We start from the raw sequence: 23,234 nt of genomic DNA, 5'->3' as shown, positions 1-23,234 counted from the left end.
TGGGTGCTGTGTTGTGGAATGAAGCCTGTGCTATTCGGCTTCATCCGAAATCATAGGTGGCGGAAAGCCGCCCAGATCCAGCCAGCGATTGACGATGCCACAAAACAAATCTGCTGTTTTTTCCGCATCGTAGGCAGCGGAGTGTGCTTCTTTGGGATCAAATGGAATGCCAGCCAGTTTGCACGCTTGCGCCAGTACAGTATGGCCATACGCTAAGCCTGCCAGTGCGGCTGTGTCGAATGTCGAAAACGGATGGAAAGGGTTCCGGCTGATTTCTGCCCGTGATGCAGCTGCAAATACGAAGTTGTGATCGAAGGTAGCGTTGTGGCCAACCAGAACCGCCCGCTTGCAGTCGTGCGCCTTTATCGACTTACGAATGGAGCTGAAAATTTCACTCAGGCCTTCGCGCTCGGGCACGGCTTCCCGTTCTGGACTCCAAGGGTCGATGCCGGTGAAGTCCAGCGCGGACTGTTCCAGGTTGGCGCCCTCAAATGGATCAATCTGTTGCACATGGGTTTCAGCACGCTGTAACCGGCCGTCGTCATCCATGGTTAGCATAACCGCCGCTATTTCCAGCAGAGCATCGCGCCCCGGATTGAATCCGCCTGTCTCCACATCGACAACAACCGGTAAAAAACCGCGAAATCTGCGGGACATGGGGTGCGATTGTTTGATTTCGTCAGTCACTAAAACTCCGGTCGTGGCCGTTTATCAGGAAATTGGGGTAGGTTTACGCTTGGCGCCAGTTAATCGTTTCGCCGGCTTTCAACGGAACGATGGTACCACCTGCCAGAGGTAATTCATCCGGCATAGGCCAAGGTTTTTTCACCAAGGTAATGGTATCGGTATTGCGTGGCAGGCCATAGAAGTCCGCACCGTTGAGGCTGGCAAAGGCTTCTAGCTGGTCTAGAATGCCGAGCTCTTCAAAAATCTCTGCATACAATCCAATCGCGCCGTAGGCGGAATAGCAGCCCGCACATCCGCAGGCAGCTTCCTTTTTATCCTTTGAATGCGGGGCCGAGTCGGTTCCCAAAAAGAACCGTTTGTCGCCACTGGCAATAGCGTCTCTCAAAGCCTGCTGGTGTCGGTTACGTTTGAGAATGGGGAGGCAGTAAAGATGAGGGCGTATGCCACCCACCAGCATGTGATTACGGTTGTACATGAGATGCTGGGGCGTGAGCGTTGCTGCCAGGTTGTCGCCTTGGTGATGGCGTACAAACTCTGCGGATTCGGCGGTGGTTATGTGCTCAAGTACAACTTTAAGGTTGGGGAAGGCTTCCAGCGTGGGTGCCAGAACCCGCTCAAGAAATACCTTTTCCCGATCAAAAATGTCTATGTCTGCATCGGTCACTTCGCCATGAACAAGCAGCAGCATGCCGCACTCAGCCATGGCTTCCAGTACTGGGTAGATATTGCGAATATCTTGTACGCCCGAAGCGGAGTTTGTGGTGGCTCCGGCTGGATACAGCTTTGCCGCGACAATGCCTTCGGCACTTGCCTCAAGGATCTCCGCGCGCGTGGTGGACTCTGTGAGATAGAGCGTCATCAAAGGCTGGAAGTTTGTGCCTTTGGCTGCTTCCAAAATGCGCTCCCGGTACGCGGACGCTTCGGCGGCGTTTGTTACCGGCGGCGCAAGGTTGGGCATGATGATCGCCCGCCCAAAACAGGCCGCGGTTGCCGGTACCACATCTTTTAAAACATCGCCGTCGCGAACGTGGAGGTGCCAATCGTCGGGGCGCACAAGGGTAAGCTGTTCGGTCATGAGCTGGGTTCCGCAGTACCTTCAAAGGGCTGAAACAGAGGCGTGAAAAACGCGTTCGATTTGGACGGCGCTTTGACCCTGAAAAATTTTGCAGATTATAGCAGAAGGCGCCAGTGATTGTTTTTACCCTCGCTGACTAAAGAACACCCGATGGGTGCCGTTAAACAGGGTAGCTACGAAACACCCGTGAACCAACGGTGCCACTGTTACGGCACCCTTATGACACTCTTATGGCAGTTATATGGCAGGTTGCTTCCACCAAAAAACGCTGAAATTGCTGGGAATACTCGCCTTGGGCGCGTTCTTGCCTGGATCTGGCGTGGCCGGAAGCTATGGTGCCGGAATTAGCAACAGCCAGTGGTATCTTGCCGAGTCGGTTTTCGAGTGTTCACTGGTGCATGAAGTTCCGGGATACGGCCGGGCCGTTTTCAGCCACCGAGCCGGAGAAAAGCTGTCTTTTTTCCTAGAATCTGAAGCGCATCTTATGCGGCCTGGCCGTGGCTCTCTGGTTGTTGAGGCCCCAGCTTGGAGGCCAGGTGTCGCACCACGGCCAGTGGGCGCGGTAAACGTAACAGAAGGGCGCCGGCCAGTGTCTCTGGATACGCGCCACGCCGTCATTCTTGCCCAGAGCCTTCTCGAGGGCATGCGCCCTACCGTTACGCAGGACTCTTGGTACGATGGCAGCCCGGTGCGTGTGCAGGTTTCCAACATCAATTTCAGTGGCCAGTATCAGCGCTATCGTTCCTGTGCCGCGAATCTTCTGCCGGTGAATATTGATCAGGTAGGGCGTTCGAGAGTGACCTTCGTCACAGGCAGCAAGAGGCTTTCACAGGCCGACATGAACCACTTGGATAACATTGTGGCCTACATTATGGCCGACTCTACCGTTGAGCGCGTTTTTGTGGATGGGCATACAGACGACGTGGGTAGCCGAATTGATAACCGGGCCTTATCTGAGGATCGCGCCAATGTGGTGGCGGATTATTTGAAAAGCAGGGGCGTCGCCCCGGACTTAATAACAGAAAGATCCCATGGCGATCAGTACCCAGCGTCCCGTCGCCAGGCCGAAAACCGTCGCACAACGATTCGTCTGCAGCGTGAAGGCGAGCGCCCGGGGCTTCAGCAGGCCAATGGTTACGGCAGTGCGTCAGCTGGCTGACGCGCTACGATCTAATGTTTAAATCTGCCTTTAATAAACCGAGCTCAATACTTCCAAGTGGGCATTCACGCTCTCTGCCAGAGCCTTCAGGTGGTAACCACCTTCCAGCGTTGAGATAATCCGATCGTTACTGTGCTCGCTTGCGATGCCTACCAGCATTTCGGTCAACCAACGGTAGTCTTCTGTTTCCAGATTGAGCTCTGCCAGGGGGTCGAGGCGATGAGCGTCAAACCCGGCTGATATGAGAACAACCTGGGGCTTGAATGCATTTAGGCGCTTTATCCATCCTTCTTCCACTAACTTGCGAAAATCCACAGCGGAACACCCAGCTTCAATGGGGATGTTCACAATGTTATCGGCTTGCTGGTGCGCATGGGAGTGCGGATAGAAGGGGTGCTGGAAGCTGGAGCACATCAGTATGCGCTCATCGCCACTCACGATATCCACCGTGCCATTTCCCTGATGCACGTCAAAATCAATGATGGCTATCCGCTCAAGGTGGTGGAAATTGAGGGCTCGCATGGCAGCCAAAGCAATATTGTTGTAAAAACAGAAACCCATGGATTTGCTACGTTCAGCATGGTGGCCGGGAGGCCTTGCACAGATGAACGCGTTGGTAACTTGGCTGCTCATTACCATATCCACGGCTTGGATGTTGGCGCCGGCGGCCAATCTTGCTGCGCGGAGGGTGTCTGGCATCATCGCAGTGTCTGGATCTGTGAATACCCGGCCGCGAGTAGGTTGCATCATATCCAGCTGTTGCAGGTAGCGTTCCGGGTGCACACTTAAAAGCTGGTCGCGGGTGATCTCCTCGGGGCGAACCCAATCTAGCTTTTCGGCCATGCCGGTGTCTGCAATGTAACTGATGATGGTGGCCAGCCGGCCAGGGCTTTCGGGATGCTCTGGCCCCATGTCGTGTTTCATGCAGTCATCGTGGGAAAAAAATGCGGTGGTCATAAATCTCGAAAAGCCCCGATTGTGCTTGTATTTTATTCGATCTTATCAGGGATAATCTCGTCACGCCGGGTTTCTTTGGTCTTATAGGTTCGATAGGCATTTCACATAGGTACTTCAATGCCTAAGATAGGGCAAACACATGCTAGAGGAGAGTCAGCTTGAGCACTCGGTATCTTGAAAGTCTGTTCAATCCCGCTTCCATTGCAGTGATAGGCGCGTCGGAACGATCAGACAACCTTGGCGGCATGGTGTTAAGAAACCTGATGAGTGGTGGCTATCCGGGCCGGCTTCTGGTGGTAAACCGGAACGATTACGACAATGTGCACGGTGTTCCTTGCGTGAAAAAAGTGTCGGGAATGGAGTTCTCTCCAGATCTTGCCATTGTTTGTACACCTCCGGAAACCGTGGCCAAAACCATCCGGCGCTTGGGCGAAGCGGGTGTGCGCACGGCGATTGTGATGACCGGCGGTATGTCTCGTACCCACAGTAAAACCGGGACGCCCCTGATGTATTCGGTTGGGGAGGCTGCCAAGGAAAGCGGCATTAGAGTGCTGGGCCCGAACACGATCGGTCTTATGGTGCCAGCCAGAAGCCTGAACGCCACCTATGCACACATGGGTGTGCTCCCCGGCCGTGTGGCGTTTGTAGGCCAATCGGGCACCATCGCCAGTTCGGTGATTGATTGGGCGTTTGCTCGCGGGGTGGGGTTTTCTTACTTTCTCACCCTGGGTGATGGTATGGACATCGATCACGACGACTTGATTGATTACTTGGCCCAAGATACCCAAACCCGCGCGATTCTCCTGCACATCGAGCATATTCCCAACGCCCGGCGCTTTATGTCGGCCGTGCGGGTGGCGTCCAGAACCAAGCCTGTGATTGTGGTTAAATCCGGGCGCGTACCAGAATCTGAATGGCTTCCCCATGAGTTGCCTGATGGCATCATGCGCAGTGATCCCATATACGATGCCATGCTCCAGCGCGCCGGTGTGCTGCGGGTTGACGGGCTGGGGCAAATGTTCGATGCGCTGGAGACGCTCACCCGTATGCGCCCGCTACGCCGAGAGTCTCTGGCAATTATGGCGAACGGTGTTGGCCCCGGGGTTCTGGCAGTTGATCGGCTGGCGGATCTGGGCGGCGAGCTTGCTAGTCTGTCTGAGTCCAGTATTAACGGCCTTGCGGAGCTATTGCCTCCGTACTGGACGCGCAAGAACCCCATCGACCTTAACTATGATGCGTCCCCTGAATTGTACGGCAAGGCCATAAAAATTCTGGCCAAAGACCCTGAAGTGGCTAACGTGCTGGTGATGTACGCTCCCAGCCTTACAGAAGACAGCCTGCAAATTGCCGATGCTGTGGTGCAGGCCGCAAAGGGCACGCGCCTTAATATTTTCACCTGCTGGCTTGGGCAGAGCACTGTGATGGAGGCTCGCGAGGAGTTTTATCGCGCGGGTGTGCCATCGTTCTTTAATCCCGAGAAAGCCGTGGTTGCCTTTATGCAGCATGTGCGCCATCAGCGTGTTCAACGCCTGCTAACGGAGACGCCGGAATCCTTTACCGATCATTTTTCAGATCACACTCAAACACGGCGCGTGGTGATGAACGCCCTTCGTTCGGATAGGCTGCATCTGTCAAACCAAGAAGCCAGAGCTGTGGTTGACGATTACGGCATCAACACCATTGAGACAATTTATTGTGATGATGTTGAAGAGGTTGTAGAGGCTTTTTCCATAGAGCGTCGGCCTGTGGACATTACTCTGGTGCACGAGCAAGCCTGTGACCCGTTCATGAAGTTGAGCGTTGCCCAGCGCCGCTATAAAGGGACGGTAAAGAAGCTGGATAATGAGTCTGCAATTATAGATGGCTGCCGTTTTCTGATGGAGGAGTACCAAAAACACTTCCCAACCAGCGGTTTTGTTGGTTTTGCTATGCAGCGGTCTTATCAGCACGTCGGTGGCATTGAATTTAGTGTCGGCATCACAAGAGACGCGCAGTTCGGGCCTTTGGTGGTTTGCGGCGCCTCGGGTGCGCATATCAGCGTGATGACAGATCGGCAAATTGCGCTGCCACCGCTGAACATGGTTCTCGCCCGGGAGCTGTTGCGCCGTACCTATATGTATAAGCTGCTCAAAGAGCACAGCTTGAAGCCTGATTCGGATATCAGGGCGGTCTCGGAAACGTTGGTTACCCTCTCCCAGATTGTGATCGATATTCCAGAGATCCGCGGGTTGGAAATTTCGCCCCTGTTATTCAACGATCAGGGCGCGGTAGCCGTGAATGTGGCTATCAACCTGTCTAAAACGCCCGGCCGACCGATTATTCAGCCTTACCCGAGAGAGCTTGAGGAGTGGCTGGTGCTTCCCAAATCTGGGCGCCGGATAATTATCCGCCCGGCTCTGGCAGAAGACGAACCATCGCACCGGGTGTTCCATGAGTTGCAGTCGCCGGAATCCATTCGCTACCGTTTCTTCCAATACCGTAAACACTTCTCCCGGGAAGACGTCGCGCAGATGGTGCAGATCGACTACGACCGGGAAATGGTCTTTATTGCCAATGCGTCGAAAGAGGACGGTGAAGGGGAGGAAACTCTCGGTACCGTAAGAACCTGGACAGACGCGGACAACTTGCAGTGCGAGTTTGCGGTGATGGTTCACGATAAAATGAAGGGTGAAGGCCTTGGTGTTGCGCTGATGCAAAAAATGATCGATTACTGCCGGGCCCGCGGCACGGTGGAAATGGTTGGCGATGTACTGGCAGATAACCGACCGATGTTGCAACTGGCCGAGCACGTGGGCTTTGAGATTAAGTATAACGCTGAAGAAGAGGTCATGGACTTACGGTTGGTGCTGAACGAGCCGGAAAACGACTGGCAAAAGGAGCGGCTGAAGAAGGGCGCCCACTGAGGCCTTTTGAGAAAGGCTTCAGCGGCGCTCATGCGCCTGAGTGATTACTCTTCGACGATGGCCGAACGGTCTTCGCCGCCCATGGCTTCCAACAAGCCTGGAATCAGTTTGGACAACTCTAAAGTCATAAGAGTGAAGGCTGCATCAAATTTTGCCACAGCGTCATCCACGTCTACGTCATCGAGCTGATCCTGTAGCGTTTCGCCAAATTTCAGCCGGCGAATGCCCATTTCTTCATCCAGAACGAAGGACACGTTGTCGTCCCAGGTTAGGGCCAGCTTGGTGACTTCCATTCCCGCTTCCAGATGGTTACGGATTTCGTCTGCCTTCAGGTTCAGTCCTTTGCAGCGAACCACGCCGCCGTCTTCTGCAGGATCTTTCAACTCACATTCATCACCTAGCACCACCGCGCCGGGCAGGTCGATGGTTTCATTAAGCCAGCCGGTGAACGTGAAGATCGGAGACTGTTCCAGCGCCGGCGGGCGCACGGGCAGGGAGCCTAGGCTAGTGCGCAGGGTTGAGGCCAGGTCTTCCGCCTGTTTCGCGGAGCCGGCATCAACCACCAACACGCCGTCCTTTGGAGCCAGATAAGCAAAACAGCGGCGGTTCCGCGAAAATGCCTGGGGCAGCATCTCCAGCATCACCTGCTCTTTAATTTCTTCCTTCTCCTTGCGACGAACCTTGCGACCCTCTTCGATCTCAATGGCTTCGGCTTTATCTTCAACCGCATCTTTTATCACTGGCCCAGGCAGGATCTTTTCTTCCTTGCGCAAGGCAATCAGGTGGTAATCATTGGCACTGTGAACAAGCAGTTCGCCGTGTTTGCCAAGAGGCGGAACCCAGCCTTGGCGAGCGGTTTCTTGTGGGCCACAGGGCTTGAATGCATCTGCGCTGAGCTTTTCTTCCAGCTCTTCAGCAGAAATATCAAACGGCTTGGTAAAACGGAAAACGCGGGCATTACGAAACCACATCAGGCTTGATCCTTGTCTTTCATATTTGCATAACCTCTACGAGTACTGTTTTGACGATGAAACCAACCACACCGGCCCCCAGTACTATAAAAAGGGCGATGGTACCAAACTTCCCGGCCTGTGATTTTTTGGCTAGGTCCCACACAATGAACCCCATCCAGCCAATAAGACCTGTCAGAAGCACCAACATGGCGATCTGGGAAAATACTGCTTCATTCATGTTTTGCTCCGAACTCAATCTGGATTAGTGTTCATCCCGCAGGAAAACCCAGTTGTTCTTGTCGGACTGGTCTTCACTGAAATAGTAGCCATCAAGGTCAAAACCCTTGAGGTCGTTTGCGTCGGTAATGCGATTCAGGATGGCATAGCGGCACATTAGGCCACGTGCTTTCTTGGCGTAGAAGCTGATCATTTTGTACTGACCATTCTTCCAATCCTTGAATTGGGGGGTAATAAGCCGTCCTTCAAGGTCTTTCTTCTTCAGGCTCTTGAAATATTCGTTCGAGGCCAGGTTTACCAGAACGTCGTCGTCGCTCTTCAGCAGGCGGTTTATTTCCTGAGTGAGGCGATCACCCCAAAACGCATACAGATCCTTGCCGCGTTCGTTCTCAAGCTTTGTGCCCATTTCCAACCGGTACGGCTGCATTAGGTCAAGAGGTTTGAGAACGCCGTACAACCCGGACAACATGCGCAGATGCTTCTGGGCGAAACTGAAGTCCTGCTCGCTGAAGCTTCCAGCATCTAGCCCTGTGTATACGTCACCTTTGAACGCCAGCAAGGCTTGGCGGGCGTTCTTCTCAGAGAAGGGCGTGTGCCAGCTCTGAAAGCGTTCGGCGTTCAACTGCCCCAGCTTGTCGCTGATGTTCATCAGGTTGCTCACCTGGTGGGGCTCCAGCTCTTTAAGCTGGTCAATCAGTTCGCAGGCGTCGTCTAGAAAGTCTGGCTTGGTAAAGGTTTCCGTTGCCAGCGGGCTCTCGTAGTCGAGGGTTTTAGCGGGTGAGATAACCATCAGCATGTCAGATAATTCCTCATTGCAGAAACGTGAGTAACTGATCGCGGGTAAATGGCCAGTCGAGTTCCTGCCCAGTATCGCTGCGCCGAAGGACAGGAATTCGCGTGCCGAAACGTTCTACCAGCTCTTTTGAGTGTGCAATATCCACCACATCCACCGGTATTGGCGTTGGCATGGGCGTGCTCACGAGCAAGGCTTCGGCAAGCTCACACAAATGGCATTGAGATGTGGTGTAAAAAAGCAGTTCCATTATTTTAGCTGGGCGTCCACTTGCTGGCCGTTTACGTCGGCGCTGTCACGGCCCATCAGGTACAGGTAAACCGGCATTATATCTTCCGGTGTCGGGTTCTGATTCGGGTTCTCTGCTGGGTAGGCATGGGCCCGCATATTGGTTCTGGTAGCGCCTGGGTTCAGGCTGTTTACCCGAACGTTGGAGTGCTTATCATCCAACTCGTCGGCCAGAAGCTGGGTCAGCCCTTCCACCGCAAACTTTGATACGGCGTAGGCACCCCAGTAAGCCTTTGCCTTGCGACCAACACCGGAGGAGGTGAAGATAATCGACGCAGCATCCGACTTGCGCAACAGGGGAATCATCGCTCGGCTCATTAGAAACGGTGCCGTAGCATTCACGTTCATGACCCTATTCCAGAGCTCCGGGTCGTACATCTCTACCGGGCTGCGGTCGCCTAGAATGCCGGCGTTGTGAAGCAGGCCATCGAGCTTCCCGAAGTTGTCTTCCAGGGTCATGGCCAGTTCTTCGTAATCTTTTACGGCAGCGCCTTCAAAGTTCATCGGCACAATGGCCGGCTTGGGGTGCCCGTCGGCTTCGATTTCGTCGTACACCGATTCCAGCTTGCTTAAGGTTCGCCCCACAAGAATCACAGTGGCACCGTGGGCGGCATAGGTTTTGGCTGCTGTACGGCCGATTCCGCTGCCCGCACCGGTCACCAGTATGATGCGGTCTTTCAGAAGATCGGCGGGTGCCTGATAATCATGCATAACCTGTCTCCGTGTCAGACTGAGAGTTTGTGAAAATGGGTCAGTTTCAAAAGCGCATTATTATAACAGCTTTGCGAGATCGTTGACGGTGTCTGCGATGATGTCTGCTTGCCATAGATCAACGGTTTCAGGCTCTTCGATATAGCCATAGCGCACGGCGATGGTTTTCATGCGGGCATTGCGGCCGGCTTCGATATCGCGTTCGTGATCGCCTACATACACCGCGCGGGCAGGACCTGCGCCGATTTGTTTGCAGGCGAGAAAAAGGGCTTCCGGATGTGGTTTTCGATCGGTGACGTGATCGGGACAAACCAGCGAAGCACAGCGTTCTGCCAAACCAAGGGCCTGAACCAGCGGGGCAGCAAAGCGTACCGGTTTGTTGGTAACAATGCCCCAGGGGATTCCTCGTTGTTCCAGCGATTGAAGCAGCGCATCCATGCCCTCAAAGAGACGGGTTTCAACGGCGACACCGGCCTCGTACAGATCCAGAAAGGCTGTGTGTTTGCCAAGATAATCCGGGTGCTCTGGCTCCAGCCCAAAGCCCACCCGCACCATGGCCCGGGCGCCATTGGAGACGGACCGGCGTATGCGATCTGCCGGAAGTGCCGGGAGCCCGTGTTGCTGGCGCAATTCGTTAAGGCACCGGATAAAATCTGGCGCTGTGTCGATCAGTGTGCCATCCAGATCGAACAGAACGGTTGAGGGTTGTTCAGTCTTCACGGATATCCCGCGCGTGCATCAGATAGTTTACATCCACGTCCCGGCCCAGCTTATAGGAACGGGTAATAGGGTTATAGGTCATACCCGTCAGCTCACGCACATCCAGCCCGGCGTGGCGCAGATGGTCGGACATTTCTGATGGCCGGATAAACTTCTTCCATTCGTGCGTGCCCTTGGGCAGCATGTTCAGAACGTATTCAGCACCCACAATGGCAAACAAGAAGGATTTTGGGTTGCGATTGATGGTAGATACAAACAGGTGCCCGCCGGGTTTGAGAAGGGCAGAGCAGGCTTTGATGATCGAAGCCGGGTCGGGTACGTGCTCCAGCATTTCCAAGCAAGTAACCGCATCGTACTGGCCGGCATGTTCTGGGTCGCGGGCCAGTTCTTCAACGGTGATTTTCTGGTAGTCGACTTTAATTCCGCTTTCCAGGCCGTGTAATCGTGCAACAGCCAGTGGCGCTTCGCCCATGTCTATGCCGGTTACATGAGCACCGCGCAGCGCCATGCCTTCTGAAAGCAATCCGCCGCCACAGCCTATGTCTGCCACCCGTTTGCCCGCGAGGGATACGCGCTCGTCGATGTAGTTCAGGCGCAGCGGATTAATGTCGTGCAGCGGCTTGAACTCGCTGGTGGGGTCCCACCAACGGCTGGCCAGGGCTTCAAACTTGGCGATTTCGTTACGATCCACGTTCTGGTTTGTCATGTTGCGCTCTGCCTGATCAATCTGTAGGAATTCGGTTAGTCAGCCTGCTGCTGGCGGATTTTCTCAGCCCAGCCCTCAACGCGAAGCATAAGATCTGGGACATCAATACGCGTCAATTTTCCATCCTGTACCTGAGGTACGCCGTTAATCCAACTATGGGTTACTGCGCGGCCATGGTTGCTGTAGACAAGATGGGAGGCAGGATCGTAAACCGGCTGAATAAACGGGTCGCTGAGATCAACAGCGATAATGTCTGCCAGCTTGCCGGCCACCAGTGAGCCAAGCTCATGTTCCCGGCCCAGAGCTTTGGCGCCATTGAGCGTTGCCACTTGAAGTGCTTCATGGGCACAAAGAGCGGCTGCATCGTTGGCGACCACTTTTGCAACCATGGCGGCGGTGCGTATTTCGCCGAACAGATCCAAGTCGTTATTGCTGGCTGCGCCATCGGTTCCGATTGCCAGGTTGATTCCGCTCTTTATCAGCTTTTGGGCTGGGCACAAGCCGCTGGCGAGCTTGAGATTGGATTCGGGGCAGTGGATAACGTGCGCGCCTGTGTCTGCAAGCAGCGCAATGTCCGAGTCGCTGATTTGGGTCATGTGAACGCACTGGGTTTTGGCTCCAAGAACGCCAAGCTTCGCCAGCCGTTCAATTGGGCGTTTACCTTGTTTTTCTATGGCTTCCGCCACTTCAAATGCGGTTTCATGCAGATGAATCTGGATGCGAGCGCCTGTTTTTTCAGAGAGCGCGACAGCTTCGAGTAATGGCCCATCAGATACCGTATAGGGTGCATGGGGCCCAATCGCGGGCATAATGTAGCTGTCATCTTTCCATGTATTGATCAACGCCTCGCCTTTGCTCAGATATTCATCCGGCCCAGAGCCCCATACCGTGGGAAAGTCCAGCAGAGGAAAGCATATCTGCGTGCGCATGCCGGTATCGTGAGCCGCTTGGGCTGCAATTTCCGGGAAAAAGTACATGTCCGAGAAGGTTGTTGTGCCGGTTCTCAGCATTTCTGCCATGGCCAGTTGTGTGCCGTCGGCAATAAACTGCTCGCTGACAAAACGGCCTTCTGCCGGCCAGATATGTTCATTCAGCCAAGTCATTAAGGGAAGATCGTCTGCCAGGCCACGAAACAGCGACATGGCCGCATGGCCATGCATGTTGATCAGCCCGGGCATAACCACGTGGTGGGGCAGGTCGATCGTCTCCTTGGTGCGGAATCCGCGATCTGCCTCTGCTATGGGTAACACCGCCGCAATTTTGGTGCCCTGAATAATAACGGCCTGATGTTCAAGGACAATCCCGGACGGTTCAATGGGAATCAGCCAGCGGGCGTTGATACGAATATCGGCTGCGGTAATAGTATCTGCCGTCATTAACTCTGCCTTGCAGTGCCGGCCACGAATGAGGTTGAGCACGAAAAGTGCACAAGCGTGCCGGACAATGAAATGTAGCCCGGAAGTATAACCGTTATACTGGCCGTTTTCAGCGTTATGAAACGCGTTACGTAACGAGAGCCAGGCCATGAATAGTACTAAGGAATCTTCTTCCCCAGCCCCTTCTTTTGGTGGCTCAGCTGCGCATTCTACCCTTTCTATAGATACGGTCGCGCTCAGATGGCATGGCAGCAGCCTAGAGCTGCTTGATCAGCGCCTGTTGCCAGCGCAAGAACACTGGATAACCCTAGAGGGCGCATGTGGCGTTGCCCAGTGCATTCAGGACATGGTCGTGCGTGGCGCGCCGGCCATTGGTATCAGCGCGGCCTACGGCGTGGCACTGGCTGCCCGGCATGCCGAAAACGAGTCGGGAGCCGGAGACTGGAAAGCTGAAATCAAACAGGCTATTTGTGAGTTATCTGCCTCGCGGCCAACCGCCGTGAATCTGTTTTGGGCCTTGCAGCGAATGGAGCGGGTGTTTCACGCTTGCGGATCTCTGGGCGAAGCACAGAAGCGGCTGGCGGATGAAGCTGTGGCTATTCATCAGGAAGACCTGGCCGGAAACCTTGCTATGGCCGATCACGCACTCGAAGCCATGGGGCTTTCTGCCGGAACCTCCACCCCAATTTCGGTACTTACCCACTGCAACACCGGCGCGCTCGCAACGGGTGGCTATGGCACTGCGCTGGGTGTGATTCGCCGGCTCCATGAGACAAAACTGCTGAAGCAGGTGTATGCCGACGAAACCCGGCCCTGGCTACAGGGGAGCCGTCTTACTGCCTGGGAGCTGATGCGGGAGGGTATTTCGGTTACTTTGAATGCCGATGGCGCTGCGGCGGCCATTCTTGCAGCGGGTGAGGTGCGGTGGATCATTGTTGGTGCAGACAGGGTTACCGCCAACGGCGATGTGGCCAACAAGATTGGTACCTACAGCCTTGCAGTGCTGGCGCGCTATCACAACGTTGGGTTTATGGTTGTGGCGCCCTCAAGCACCGTGGATATGTCGCTGGCGTCTGGTGTGGAAATACCCATTGAAGAGCGTGATGGCATTGAGGTTCGGGAGATACGTGGTATTCCATTGGCCCCGGAAGGTGTGTCGGTGTTCAATCCGGTATTCGATGTGACGCCTGCAAACCTGATCGACTTAATCGTTACAGAGAAGGGGGTTGTGCGTAATCCGAATTCCACGGCAATGCAGGCACTATTTGGCTGATGGTTTTTTATCGACGGAAGCTTTGCTGTCCGGCAGCTCGCTCTGTTGTGCGGCAAAGCTGGCGCGAAATTCCTCGATTTGTCTTTCTTGGTCTTCCACGAAGTGCAGTGACATCTCAAAACTCTGCCGGGTGAACTCCAACACCTTGCGAAAGCCTTCATCTGAGAGCGTTCGCGCAGAATCATGGCGGCGGAAAATGTTTATAAATTCCCGCTCCCGCTCAAACTGCAGTGGCACTCTTGCTACGCCCCAGTCGTTCAGGATTTGCCAGACCTCGGGATTATAGTTCCGAGTGGTGCGCATGATAAACGGGATGGGGTCGTTCCGCGCGATCAGGGAGGTTAGGCGAAGAATTAGCTCAAAAGAGAGCGTAGTCGTGCCGTTTTCGATGGCCTCGAGAACGGACTTGTCGCGAAGATCGAGCGCTTCGCTCATTTCCGATAGAGTCAGCCCGGCGACTTCCCGGATGTCTTTCAGAGATTGCCCTGCTGCCAGCATGGCCCGAAGCTGATCCTGGGAGTTGATGAGCGCCCGGCCTACTCGCAGTGAAGTGTCAGTGGCGCGTGCTCCAAATCGGAAAGCCGATCCGGTCAGACTGGCCAGTCGGTCAATGATGCCTTCTGGTGCTTTTTCCGACACGGTCGGTTTGCGCAGCCCGTCAACTTCCTCTTGGGAACGCATGGCGTGGAGTGCATCCAGCAACATGTCCTGCAGGGCACGTGCCCTGCTATGGCTCTCCTGGTCGTTGCTGTCCTGTTTTTCGGTTTTCTCGACCATTACGGTGCTTTTGCCTGAGCTGCAAACTGTTGTGGCGTAAGGATAGAGGCCATCTTATTATCCAGTTCCAGCATGTCTGCCATAATGTGTCCGCCTTCGCGAATCACAAAATCCAATTCTTCGTCGGACGTATCCAAATCCGCAGCTTGCTGATCCTGCCAGTCTTCAAGCTCGTCCAAGGACTCGAAAGGCTCCTCGCCACGCAGCTCCCGGCGCGCATTGGAAATGCTCAACTGGGTGCGCTCGATCTGTTCCTGTTGGGTAGTGCGCTCGTCTATATTCAGGCTCACGGTTTCTCTTTGGCGCTGCTCTTCCAGGAAGTTGATTTCCTGCTGAAGAAGGCTGAACTCCGGGCTGCTGGCAAAGCGATCCTCGTGCCGCTTGCGGAGATCTTCGATAATGCCGCTAAAATCGAAATATCGCGTATGGGGAACTGCGTCGATCTGATCCCAAGGCAGAGCGTGATCCAATGCATCCTCACCGATACGGGTTTTGTCGATGCGCGAAGGTATTTCGATATCCGGAATCACGCCTTTATGCTGAGTTGAGCCCCCCGATACACGATAGAACTTTGACTGAGTGATCTTGAGCTGGCCGTGATTAAGCGGGCGAACAGCTTGTACCGTGCCTTTGCCAAACGTTTGCGACCCAACAACCAAACCGCGACCATAGTCCTGGATCGCGCCAGCAAAAATCTCGGAGGCAGAGGCGCTCATGCGATTGGTAAGCACCACCAAGGGTCCGTCGTAAGAGACTGATGCATCGGTATCATTAAGCACCTGGACTTCATTGCTAGAGTTACGAATCTGCACCGTGGGGCCGGTATCGATAAACAGGCCGACCAGGTCGTTCGCCTCGTGCAACGCGCCGCCGCCATTGTTGCGAAGATCCATTACCAAGCCGTTTACTCCATCTTGTTGCAGTTCCGCAATCAGCTTGCGTACATCACGGGTAGTGCTCTTGTAATTGGGGTCTCCTGCCTGCATGGCCTGGAAATCAGCGTAGAACGTGGGGATGGTAATGACACCAATGGTGTATTTTTCGCCATTGCGCTCAAACTCGATGGTGTCTTTGCTTGCGCTTTGCTCTTCCAGTTTGACCTCATCACGGTTAATGGCGATGGATTTGGTCAGGGTTTCGTCCGTTGCGCTGGCAGGTACTACCTCAAGCGTAACCACGGAGTTGCGCGGCCCTCGGATAAGATCGACTACTTCATCTAGGCGCCAGCCGATCACGTTAACCGGTTTCTCGTCTTCCTGTGCCACCGAGACAATTCTGTCGGCGGGCTTGAGCTGGCCTTGCTTGGATGCAGGGCCACCGGGAACCAATCTGACAACTTTGGTGTACTCGTTATCCGCCTGCAGAACCGCGCCAATACCCTCTAGCGAAAGGCTCATGTTGATGTTGAAGTTTTCAGAGGTGCGTGGTGAAAAATAGGACGTGTGTGGGTCCCACATGCCGGTAAACGCATTCATGTAGGCCTGAAAGGCATCTTCGCTGCGGGCTTGATAAGCGCGCTTTAGCTGGCCTTCATAACGGCGCTTCAGAGTGTCTGTGATGGTGTCGTCGTCCGTGCCGTTAAGGCGCTGGGCAAGCACAGCGTTTTTAATGCGTTTGTTCCACAGTTCATCAAGCGCTTGTTTGTCGGGCTCCCACTGGGCTTCCGAGCGATCAAGCAGAATGCTCTCGCTTGAGCTGAAGTCTAAGTTCGAAATGCCCGCATCAAGGGTCGCAAGGGCAAACTGAAGGCGCTCTATGATGCGTTTCTGAACCAAATTGTAAATATCGAAACCTGGCTGCAGCTGGCCTGTTTTGAGGGCAGACCCTAAGCGATTTTTGATTTTTTCGAGGGCCAGTATATCGCTACCAATCAGATAAACTCTCTGGCCATCCAGGTAGTTCAGGTAGGCATCAAATACATCACCAGACAGTTTGTCGCTGATGCCCAGGTCGCGAAAATGGGTGAACTGCAGCTGCCGAGCAATGAGAATATTCGCTCGTGCCTGGTCAATCGTTGGCGCAACCGGTGTATACGCTTCCGGTTCGACCGCTTTTGCCTGCACTCCAAATGGTGCTGACAAGAGCAGGGCGACGGTGAGCACCTTGCACACACTCATCCTGCAAACTTTGAAAGGCGCGTTACGGGCAGATGTTTTTTCCGCGATGGTCATATAGACATACCTGACGATGCTGGGTACCCGCCAGACGGATCTGGAATCGGTTAACCCGTGGGCTTATGGATTTATTGTAGGCAAGGGCTACACCCGTTGCTATAGGCATGGCGTATCGGTTCGTGACAATATGTCCATGAACTCGTTGGGAAAACGTCAAAAACCGCAGGTATTTCAGGGGGCTGCGGTAGGTTCAGACAAAACGAGCGATGTGGTGGCAGTAGCTGGACGCGGCCAGTTTTAAGTACTGCAGATAGAGAATATGGCGGAGGGGCTGGCCCTCCGCCATTCGGTCACCTTAGGTGAACAGCTTTTTTTGCTCTGCATGCTCTAGCAACAGAGCAGGTGGAGCAAAACGCTCGCCGTGAGCTGCAGCCAGTTCTTTGGCTCGCTCGGTAAACGCTCTCACGCCATACTGGTTAATAAACTGTATGGCGCCGCCAGTCCAAGGTGCGTACCCAATACCGAAGATGCTGCCAATGTTGGCATCTTCTACGGTGCGTAACACGCCTTCTTCTAGGCAGCGAACAGTTTCAATCGCCTGAATGAACAAGATTCGGTCTTTTAGATCCTGCAGTTTCACCTGGCTGGCTTTGTCTTGATCCACGTAGAGTGTTTCAAGCTCTGGCCAGAAGTGCTTCTTGCCCTTGGCTGGGTAATCATAGAAACCGGCGCCAGCAGATTTACCTTTGCGACCGTAGTCGTTAACCATCTGGTCGATGATGGCTTCTGCGGGGTGTGCAGTCCAGGTGCCGCCAGCTGCTTCTACGTCCTTTTTGCTCTGATCGCGAACGTGTTGCATAAGAGTAAGGCTGACTTCATCGCTAATCGTCAGAGGGCCGACGGGCATGCCTGCCAGCAAACCGGCGTTATCGATGCTGGCTGGGTGTATACCTTCGCCCAGCATGCAAATGCCTTCATTTACGAAGGTGCCGAACACGCGGGAAGTGAAGAAGCCGCGGCTGTCGTTAACAACCACAGGAATTTTGCCAATCTGCTGAACGTAATCGAAGGCTCTTGCGAGAGTTTCATCCGACGTTTTATCACCAACAATGATCTCTACAAGCATCATTTTGTCGACGGGTGAGAAAAAGTGCAGCCCGATGAAGTTTTCTGGCTTGTCAGAAGCCTTAGCCAACTGGGTAATGGGGATGGTCGAGGTGTTGGAAGCAAAGATGCCGTTTTTGACCAGCTTTGGCTCGGCTTCTGCAGTCACTTTCGCTTTTAGGTCGCTGTCTTCAAACACAGCTTCGATAACCAAATCACAGCCTTCCAGGTCGGCGGCAGAATCTGTGGCCTTGATACGACCCAGCACTTCCGCCTTCTCTTCTTCAGTCATACGACCGCGGCTTACTTTCTTCGCCAGCAGGTTTTCAGAGTAGCTCTTGCCTTTTTCGGCGCCCTCGACAGAAACGTCTTTAAGAACGACTTCCATACCGCGGCTGGCAGTGGAATAGGCGATGCCTGCGCCCATCATGCCTGCACCTAGTACACCAACCTTTTTAAAGGACGCCTTCTCCACTCCTTCCGGACGGCTACCGCCTCCATTAATGGTGTTGAGCTGAAACCAGAACGTGCCGGTCATGTTCTTGGCGACTTGGCCAGTTACCAGCTCGGCAAAATAGCGGGTTTCAATCAGGCTACCGTTATCGAAATCTACCTGTGCGCCTTCAACAGCCGCGGCCATAATGCGCTCTGGTGCCGGGTAGCAGCCTTTGGTTTTCTGCTTCAGCATGGCAGGCGCAATCGCCAGTTTCTGCGCCATCGCTGGGTGATGAGGCGCGCCACCTGGAAGTTTGAAGCCCTTCTTATCCCAGGGCTGCTGGCACTTAGGGTTGGCTTCAATAAAGGCTCTTGCCTTGGCCATCATGTCTTCTACTGAATCGGCCAGTTCATCAATCATTCCGGCTTTCAGGGCAGCCTTAGGGCGTAGCTTTTTGCCTTCCATCAGAAGCGGGAAAGCCGCTTCCAAACCAATCATTCTGGGCAGGCGCTGAGTACCGCCGCCACCGGGCAGAAGGCCAAGTGTTACTTCAGGGAGGCCCAGCTGAATGCGGTCGTCGTTCAAAACGATGCGGTGATGACAGGCTAGGGCAATTTCCAAGCCGCCACCCAGTGCAGTGCCGTTGATTGCGGCCACTACGGGTTTACCGCAGGTTTCCAGTGCCCGCATCTGGGCTTTCATGCCGTTGACCATGTCTTCAAAGGCCTGAGCATCGTCGCGGGTAACTTTGTGAATTTCGTTCAGGTCTCCGCCGGCAAAGAAGGTCTTCTTGGCAGAGGCAACAATAATGCCGCAGATGTTGTCTAGGTCGCCCTGAACCCTGGGAACGGTTTCGTTGAGAGCTTCACGGAACGCCGCGTTCATGGTGTTGGCGGATTGTCCCGGCATATCGATGGTGAGGGTCAGAATCTGATCTGAACCCAGTTCGTAGCGAATGGCACTCATATTCGGTTCTCCTTACAGAAAAAGTGTGGGGGTCAGACCCGCTCAATGATGGTGGCAATGCCCATGCCGCCGCCGACGCACAAAGTCGCCAGGCCGAAGCGCAAATCACGGCGCTCCAGTTCATCCAGCAGCGTGCCGACAATCATCGCGCCGGTAGCGCCGAGAGGGTGGCCCATGGCGATTGCGCCGCCGTTCACGTTCACTTTTTCATCTGGAATCGAGAGTTCCTTCTGGAAGCGCATCACCACAGCGGCAAAGGCTTCGTTTACTTCAAATAGATCAATCTGATCGACGGTCATGCCAGCTTTTTCCAGTGCCTTGCGGGTGGCTGGGGCAGGGCCGGTAAGCATGATGGTGGGGTCTGTGCTGGTAACGGCAGTGGCCACGATACGGGCACGTGGCTTGAGGCCTAGGGCCTTGCCTTTTGCTTCACTGCCGATCAGCAGGCAGGTTGCGCCATCTACCATGCCGGAGGAGTTGCCCGCATGGTGAACGTGGTTGATGGTTTCCACGTAGTGGTATTTTTCACGGGCTACACTATTAAAGCCCATTTCGCCCATCATCTGGAAGGAAGGCTTAAGGCCGGAAAGGGACTCTACGGTGGTGTCGCCCCGGATGTGCTCATCGCGATCCAGAATGACGACGCCGCTCTGGTCGGTAACAGGCACGATTGATTTGGCAAAGTAGCCGTTCTTCCAGGCGTTGGCCGCTTTTTGCTGTGATTTCACCGCGAAGCCGTCAACATCCTCACGACTGAAGCCATCCAGCGTGGCGATCAGATCTGCGCCAATGCCCTGGGGCATAAAGCCGGTATGCATATTGGTGTGGGGGTCCATTGCCCAGGCGCCGCCATCAGAGCCCATAGGGATGCGGGACATAGACTCGACGCCACCGGCAACAATCAGGTCTTCCCAGCCAGAACGAACTTTCATGGCGGCCAGGTTAACGGCTTCTAGGCCTGAAGCGCAGAATCGGTTGAGGGTGACGCCGGATACACTCTCGTCCCAGTCAGCAGCAAGCGCAGCGGTTTTGGCAATGTCTGCGCCTTGGTCGCCAACAGCGGTAACGCAACCAAGAACAATATCGTCTACCTGAGAGGTATCCAGGTTGTTTCTCTGCTGCAGCGCATTGAGCACGGTGGTTAGTAGTGTAATAGGTTTAACACTGTGCAGTGATCCGTCTTTTTTGCCACGCCCTCTGGGAGTGCGGACCGCATCGAAGATATACGCCTCGGTGGTCATTGCTTGTCCTCTGATGATTATTGCTTGGGGGTTTACGTATAAGAGGTATCACCATAGCCCTTTGGTAGCGTTGTGGGTAATGACGCGCCCTGCCAATCGGATTGGCGAAATTGCTCAGGAGGATGAAAGAAAAATCCCTGGCCGCCGTTGAGAGCGCCAGGGATTTTGTTAGAGAGCATCAGCGAGAGTAGGGCTCTTATGCTCAGTTTGCGATCAGGTTGTCCAAAACCTTGTTCAAACGGCCTGCCAGCGTCGGATCTGCTCCGTCGCCAGCCGGTTTGATGCACCAACCGGCTACCAAGCCCTCAACGCTCTGGAGGGCGCTGTCGGTTTTTTCAGTGGCTCCCATGCCTTCGGCTAGCCGCTTAACCTGTATTTCCATGCGTTTTGCTTGGTCTGCTTCTGGCGAGGGCATCTCCGCAAGAATTTCTGCGCGAATGACAATTTCTTGATCATTCAGTTCTCCCGTCCTTTCTGCGAGAGCTGGCCATTTGCCTGGCAGAGCATCCGCAGGCACATCGCCTTCAGTGCGGGCAAGCACAAGCGCCTGCCATTCAGCGATGCCTGATTTCAGCTTTTGTGCTGTAGCAGCCTGGCTCAATCGCTGCTTCTCTCTTTGGATTTGCTCCCTTACGGCCGCAGACGTTTGGGACGCATCGAGGCTACGAAGGGCAGTGATGGCCTGATCCAGTGCTTGCCCGTCTTGGGTAGAGCTTACATCGGCAATCTCTTGAAGCAGAGTTTCAGCGGCGGTATCAGCTTCCTTTGTCACTTGCTGCTGTTCCGAACGTTCTGTTTCACGGCGCGTAAATATCTCGTCACAGGCCTTGCGAAATGCCTGCCATAGTTTCCGGTCTTCCCTGTGGCGTGTAATGCCGACAGCTTTCCAGTCTGACTGCAGCGCTTTCGCCTTGTTCATGGCTTCTGATAGCGGTTCGTGCTCCGTCAAAGCCCGTGCCTGCTCAACGATTTCCAGCTTAAGCGCTTCATTTTTTATGCGCTCCTGATCGATGGGCGTCTTGAGCTTTCTGAGCAGATCATCAAACTGCTTCTGTACTTGGCGGTTGTCCCGGAACTCTACCGGCCAGGCGGATTTCCATTCCTGACGGGCGGTCTGCAGAATGTGCTCGACAGCCTTCCAATCAATCGTGCTCCAGTCTGCGGCACTCACAAAATGCTCCAGTTCGGTGCAGATCGTCTTGCGCTTCTCTAGGTTCGCCTGCTTCAATCCGGACTTAGCTTTGAAGTAAGTCTTGCACGGCTCATACGCTTTGTCCGATGCCTGTTTGAAGCGTGACCACAAGGTGCGGTCTGACGAACCACCCAGCTCCCGCCATTCATTTTGAAGTTCTTTTATGCGCTCGGATTTTGCTTCTGGCTCAATAGGTTGTTCTGCCAGATATTCCATCTGTTCACAAAGGGCAATCTGTTTGGGCTCGGTGGCAAACCCCTGCCAGTCAGTCAGTTCCCTGAGCTGGCCGGTAAGCAGTTGCATGCGGGCCTGAAAGTTTTTGTTGTTGCGGTGATCAAGGCTTTTCAAAAATTGCTGTGCGGTCTTCAGAAGCTGACGAGACTCCTTGAGCTGTTTGGCTTCAAGGGTTTCTTCCAGTTTATCAAGAGTCGTTTTCAGGCTTTCTGAGGACAGCTGTTGCTGCTTTTGGTCTTCGCCGCTTTTACTAGGCGCTTTCGGCTTTCCCGCCTGCTTGCGTGCAGGCTCCAGCACATCCGGAGTAGGGAAGCCTTCCGGCCAGTTAATCTGTTTCAGTAGATCCGCAGCACGTTGTTGGTCTTCAGGGGTCGCGTCCTGAACATCAACGGCCGCGATGGCGAGCAATGAGTCTTGTGCTTGGCCGATATGGCGAATGGCATTTGTATAGTTGCGCAGCGCCATCATGGAGGATTCGTAGGTTTTCTGCTGCTGTTTTTCAACTTGGGTATCGCGGGTTGCTTCCAGCCAACGGTTTTCTTGAGTTTTCTGGAGAGCGTCCAGCGAAGCCAAGGAGGCGAGTGTTTCGGTTGGCTGATGTCGGAGTTCGTCCAGGGTTTGAGCCATCAGCTCGAGGGTTTCCTCACGTTGTAGGCGCTGTTCACGCTGGTATTTCTCTGCATCCTGAGCCGCTTGCATGTCAGATAGCCGCTCTCGGCAGCGGTGTGCCGATTCAAGAAACTCGCTTAATTGGTTTGGCGTTGCACTGGATTCTACTGTGCCCCAATGGCTGAGAAGTGTGTCCAGGCGAGCCCCGTAGAGTTTGGTATCGTCGCTTTTCGCCTGGTCGCGTGCGCTACTGATTAGTGACGTAATGGTCCCGGAAATGACCTCCTGATGGGCCTGCTCTTCGCGGATAACCTGCAGCTTTTGCCGCACTACTTGATACACACTTTTGTCGCGCCCTTTCGCCTGCTTTTGTACGCGCTGAATGAGTTCCGCATCCAGTAACAGGTCGGCTGCTCTGAGCCGGATGTCTGCCGTTAAACCCTCTACAGCAAGGCCAGCTGCGACGTCCTGAGTTGGGCTGGATTGTAAGGTCTGAAGCTGCTCTTCCCGTCGCTCTTTTTTTAGCTCTGCGCGCTTGTCTTCCGCTGGTGCAGCAATTGGCTGCGTGCGAGCTGGCGCTTTGCGGGCGGGTGCGGTGGGCTTACGAGATTTAAACAGTTTCTGGAAGAATGCAGCCATGAAGATATCCTTAGGGATTGAAACCAGTCTACGGTGTCGGGCAAAGTAAGCCGATACCGGCCATCGGCGCTCATCAAAGAGCCG

General features: G+C 54.4%; 19 protein-coding genes. 3 read left to right on the top strand and 16 right to left on the bottom strand.

The features are described 5' to 3' along the window. Positions 1 to 30 precede the first annotated feature (30 nt). Together rnt and pyrC are read right to left on the bottom strand one after the other, a co-directional pair. Complete coding sequence (gene rnt / locus CPH80_RS08090) at positions 31 to 687, bottom strand: ribonuclease T (RefSeq protein WP_096276769.1); 657 nt, start codon at positions 685 to 687, stop codon at positions 31 to 33. A 43-nt stretch (positions 688 to 730) separates the two neighbouring features. After that, a complete protein-coding gene (pyrC, locus tag CPH80_RS08085; RefSeq protein WP_096276767.1) occupies positions 731 to 1,762 on the bottom strand; it encodes a dihydroorotase in 1,032 nt (343 codons plus the stop codon). Between the two features lie 241 nt (positions 1,763 to 2,003). Between pyrC and CPH80_RS08080 the strand changes: the two genes are divergently transcribed. After that, on the top strand, positions 2,004 to 2,921 hold the full coding sequence (locus CPH80_RS08080) for a flagellar protein MotY (RefSeq protein WP_096276765.1): 918 nt from the start codon (positions 2,004 to 2,006) through the stop codon (positions 2,919 to 2,921). Between the two features lie 30 nt (positions 2,922 to 2,951). Here the strand turns inward: CPH80_RS08080 and CPH80_RS08075 are convergent, their stop codons facing one another. After that, complete coding sequence (locus CPH80_RS08075) at positions 2,952 to 3,878, bottom strand: histone deacetylase family protein (RefSeq protein WP_096276764.1); 927 nt, start codon at positions 3,876 to 3,878, stop codon at positions 2,952 to 2,954. Between the two features lie 158 nt (positions 3,879 to 4,036). Between CPH80_RS08075 and CPH80_RS08070 the strand changes: the two genes are divergently transcribed. Next, entirely contained in the window at positions 4,037 to 6,781 is a 2,745-nt protein-coding gene (locus CPH80_RS08070; protein WP_096276762.1) for a GNAT family N-acetyltransferase, read from the top strand. A 44-nt stretch (positions 6,782 to 6,825) separates the two neighbouring features. Here the strand turns inward: CPH80_RS08070 and rdgC are convergent, their stop codons facing one another. From rdgC to CPH80_RS08030, 8 genes are read right to left on the bottom strand one after another with little or no spacing between them, the layout of a single operon-like run. Further along, positions 6,826 to 7,752, bottom strand: coding sequence for a recombination-associated protein RdgC (rdgC, locus tag CPH80_RS08065; protein WP_096276760.1), 927 nt, complete (start codon positions 7,750 to 7,752; stop codon positions 6,826 to 6,828). A 19-nt stretch (positions 7,753 to 7,771) separates the two neighbouring features. Further along, positions 7,772 to 7,972 carry a DUF2788 domain-containing protein gene (locus CPH80_RS08060; RefSeq protein ID WP_096276758.1) on the bottom strand — a complete coding sequence of 67 codons (201 nt, stop codon included), beginning with the start codon at positions 7,970 to 7,972 and terminating at the stop codon, positions 7,772 to 7,774. Between the two features lie 24 nt (positions 7,973 to 7,996). Further along, complete coding sequence (gene yaaA, locus CPH80_RS08055; RefSeq protein ID WP_096276756.1) at positions 7,997 to 8,767, bottom strand: peroxide stress protein YaaA; 771 nt, start codon at positions 8,765 to 8,767, stop codon at positions 7,997 to 7,999. A gap of 13 nt (positions 8,768 to 8,780) precedes the next feature. Then, positions 8,781 to 9,014, bottom strand: a complete 234-nt coding sequence (locus CPH80_RS08050; RefSeq protein ID WP_096276754.1) for a glutaredoxin family protein — start codon at positions 9,012 to 9,014, stop codon at positions 8,781 to 8,783. Further along, complete coding sequence (locus tag CPH80_RS08045) at positions 9,014 to 9,763, bottom strand: YciK family oxidoreductase (RefSeq protein WP_096276752.1); 750 nt, start codon at positions 9,761 to 9,763, stop codon at positions 9,014 to 9,016. The genes CPH80_RS08050 and CPH80_RS08045 overlap by 1 nt, the downstream gene beginning before the upstream one ends. 60 nt (positions 9,764 to 9,823) lie before the next feature. Further along, positions 9,824 to 10,483 carry an HAD family hydrolase gene (locus CPH80_RS08040; RefSeq protein ID WP_096276750.1) on the bottom strand — a complete coding sequence of 220 codons (660 nt, stop codon included), beginning with the start codon at positions 10,481 to 10,483 and terminating at the stop codon, positions 9,824 to 9,826. Next, a complete protein-coding gene (gene ubiG, locus CPH80_RS08035; RefSeq protein ID WP_096276748.1) occupies positions 10,473 to 11,189 on the bottom strand; it encodes a bifunctional 2-polyprenyl-6-hydroxyphenol methylase/3-demethylubiquinol 3-O-methyltransferase UbiG in 717 nt (238 codons plus the stop codon). The genes CPH80_RS08040 and ubiG overlap by 11 nt, the downstream gene beginning before the upstream one ends. A gap of 35 nt (positions 11,190 to 11,224) precedes the next feature. Further along, a complete protein-coding gene (locus CPH80_RS08030) occupies positions 11,225 to 12,565 on the bottom strand; it encodes a TRZ/ATZ family hydrolase (protein ID WP_096281489.1) in 1,341 nt (446 codons plus the stop codon). Between the two features lie 148 nt (positions 12,566 to 12,713). Between CPH80_RS08030 and mtnA the strand changes: the two genes are divergently transcribed. Further along, positions 12,714 to 13,838, top strand: coding sequence for an S-methyl-5-thioribose-1-phosphate isomerase (gene mtnA / locus CPH80_RS08025; RefSeq protein WP_096276746.1), 1,125 nt, complete (start codon positions 12,714 to 12,716; stop codon positions 13,836 to 13,838). Here the strand turns inward: mtnA and CPH80_RS08020 are convergent. From CPH80_RS08020 to CPH80_RS07995, 5 genes are all read right to left on the bottom strand, one after another. Next, positions 13,827 to 14,615 (bottom strand): helix-turn-helix domain-containing protein, encoded by a 789-nt coding sequence (locus tag CPH80_RS08020; protein ID WP_096276744.1) that lies wholly within the window; start codon positions 14,613 to 14,615, stop codon positions 13,827 to 13,829. The two genes, mtnA and CPH80_RS08020, sit on opposite strands and share 12 nt — an antisense overlap. Continuing rightward, positions 14,615 to 16,786 (bottom strand): carboxy terminal-processing peptidase, encoded by a 2,172-nt coding sequence (locus CPH80_RS08015; RefSeq protein WP_096276743.1) that lies wholly within the window; start codon positions 16,784 to 16,786, stop codon positions 14,615 to 14,617. The genes CPH80_RS08020 and CPH80_RS08015 overlap by 1 nt, the downstream gene beginning before the upstream one ends. A gap of 298 nt (positions 16,787 to 17,084) precedes the next feature. Continuing rightward, positions 17,085 to 19,235: a 3-hydroxyacyl-CoA dehydrogenase NAD-binding domain-containing protein gene (locus CPH80_RS08005; RefSeq protein ID WP_096276739.1), complete on the bottom strand. Its 2,151-nt coding sequence runs from the start codon at positions 19,233 to 19,235 to the stop codon at positions 17,085 to 17,087. Between the two features lie 32 nt (positions 19,236 to 19,267). Continuing rightward, entirely contained in the window at positions 19,268 to 20,476 is a 1,209-nt protein-coding gene (locus CPH80_RS08000; protein ID WP_096276737.1) for an acetyl-CoA C-acetyltransferase, read from the bottom strand. Between the two features lie 202 nt (positions 20,477 to 20,678). Then, entirely contained in the window at positions 20,679 to 23,150 is a 2,472-nt protein-coding gene (locus CPH80_RS07995; protein WP_096276736.1) for a DUF349 domain-containing protein, read from the bottom strand. Between the last annotated feature and the right edge of the window lie 84 nt (positions 23,151 to 23,234).

Source organism: Marinobacter sp. LV10R510-11A, from assembly GCF_900215155.1.
Taxonomy (GTDB): domain Bacteria; phylum Pseudomonadota; class Gammaproteobacteria; order Pseudomonadales; family Oleiphilaceae; genus Marinobacter.
This window is presented reverse-complemented; position numbering and strand designations above follow the sequence as displayed.

Excerpts from the sequence above, each read along its gene's own strand:
- CPH80_RS08000 (WP_096276737.1), bottom strand. The coding sequence starts at position 20,476 with ATGACCACCGAGGCGTATATCTTCGATGCGGTCCGCACTCCCAGAGGG.
- CPH80_RS08020 (WP_096276744.1), bottom strand. The coding sequence starts at position 14,615 with ATGGTCGAGAAAACCGAAAAACAGGACAGCAACGACCAGGAGAGCCAT.
- rdgC (WP_096276760.1), bottom strand. The coding sequence starts at position 7,752 with ATGTGGTTTCGTAATGCCCGCGTTTTCCGTTTTACCAAGCCGTTTGAT.
- yaaA (WP_096276756.1), bottom strand. The coding sequence starts at position 8,767 with ATGCTGATGGTTATCTCACCCGCTAAAACCCTCGACTACGAGAGCCCG.
- CPH80_RS08080 (WP_096276765.1), top strand. The coding sequence starts at position 2,004 with ATGGCAGGTTGCTTCCACCAAAAAACGCTGAAATTGCTGGGAATACTC.
- CPH80_RS08075 (WP_096276764.1), bottom strand. The coding sequence starts at position 3,878 with ATGACCACCGCATTTTTTTCCCACGATGACTGCATGAAACACGACATG.
- CPH80_RS08030 (WP_096281489.1), bottom strand. The coding sequence starts at position 12,565 with ATGACGGCAGATACTATTACCGCAGCCGATATTCGTATCAACGCCCGC.
- CPH80_RS08045 (WP_096276752.1), bottom strand. The coding sequence starts at position 9,763 with ATGCATGATTATCAGGCACCCGCCGATCTTCTGAAAGACCGCATCATA.
- CPH80_RS08005 (WP_096276739.1), bottom strand. The coding sequence starts at position 19,235 with ATGAGTGCCATTCGCTACGAACTGGGTTCAGATCAGATTCTGACCCTC.
- ubiG (WP_096276748.1), bottom strand. The coding sequence starts at position 11,189 with ATGACAAACCAGAACGTGGATCGTAACGAAATCGCCAAGTTTGAAGCC.
- CPH80_RS08015 (WP_096276743.1), bottom strand. The coding sequence starts at position 16,786 with ATGACCATCGCGGAAAAAACATCTGCCCGTAACGCGCCTTTCAAAGTT.
- CPH80_RS08050 (WP_096276754.1), bottom strand. The coding sequence starts at position 9,014 with ATGGAACTGCTTTTTTACACCACATCTCAATGCCATTTGTGTGAGCTT.
- CPH80_RS08060 (WP_096276758.1), bottom strand. The coding sequence starts at position 7,972 with ATGAATGAAGCAGTATTTTCCCAGATCGCCATGTTGGTGCTTCTGACA.
- pyrC (WP_096276767.1), bottom strand. The coding sequence starts at position 1,762 with ATGACCGAACAGCTTACCCTTGTGCGCCCCGACGATTGGCACCTCCAC.
- CPH80_RS07995 (WP_096276736.1), bottom strand. The coding sequence starts at position 23,150 with ATGGCTGCATTCTTCCAGAAACTGTTTAAATCTCGTAAGCCCACCGCA.
- mtnA (WP_096276746.1), top strand. The coding sequence starts at position 12,714 with ATGAATAGTACTAAGGAATCTTCTTCCCCAGCCCCTTCTTTTGGTGGC.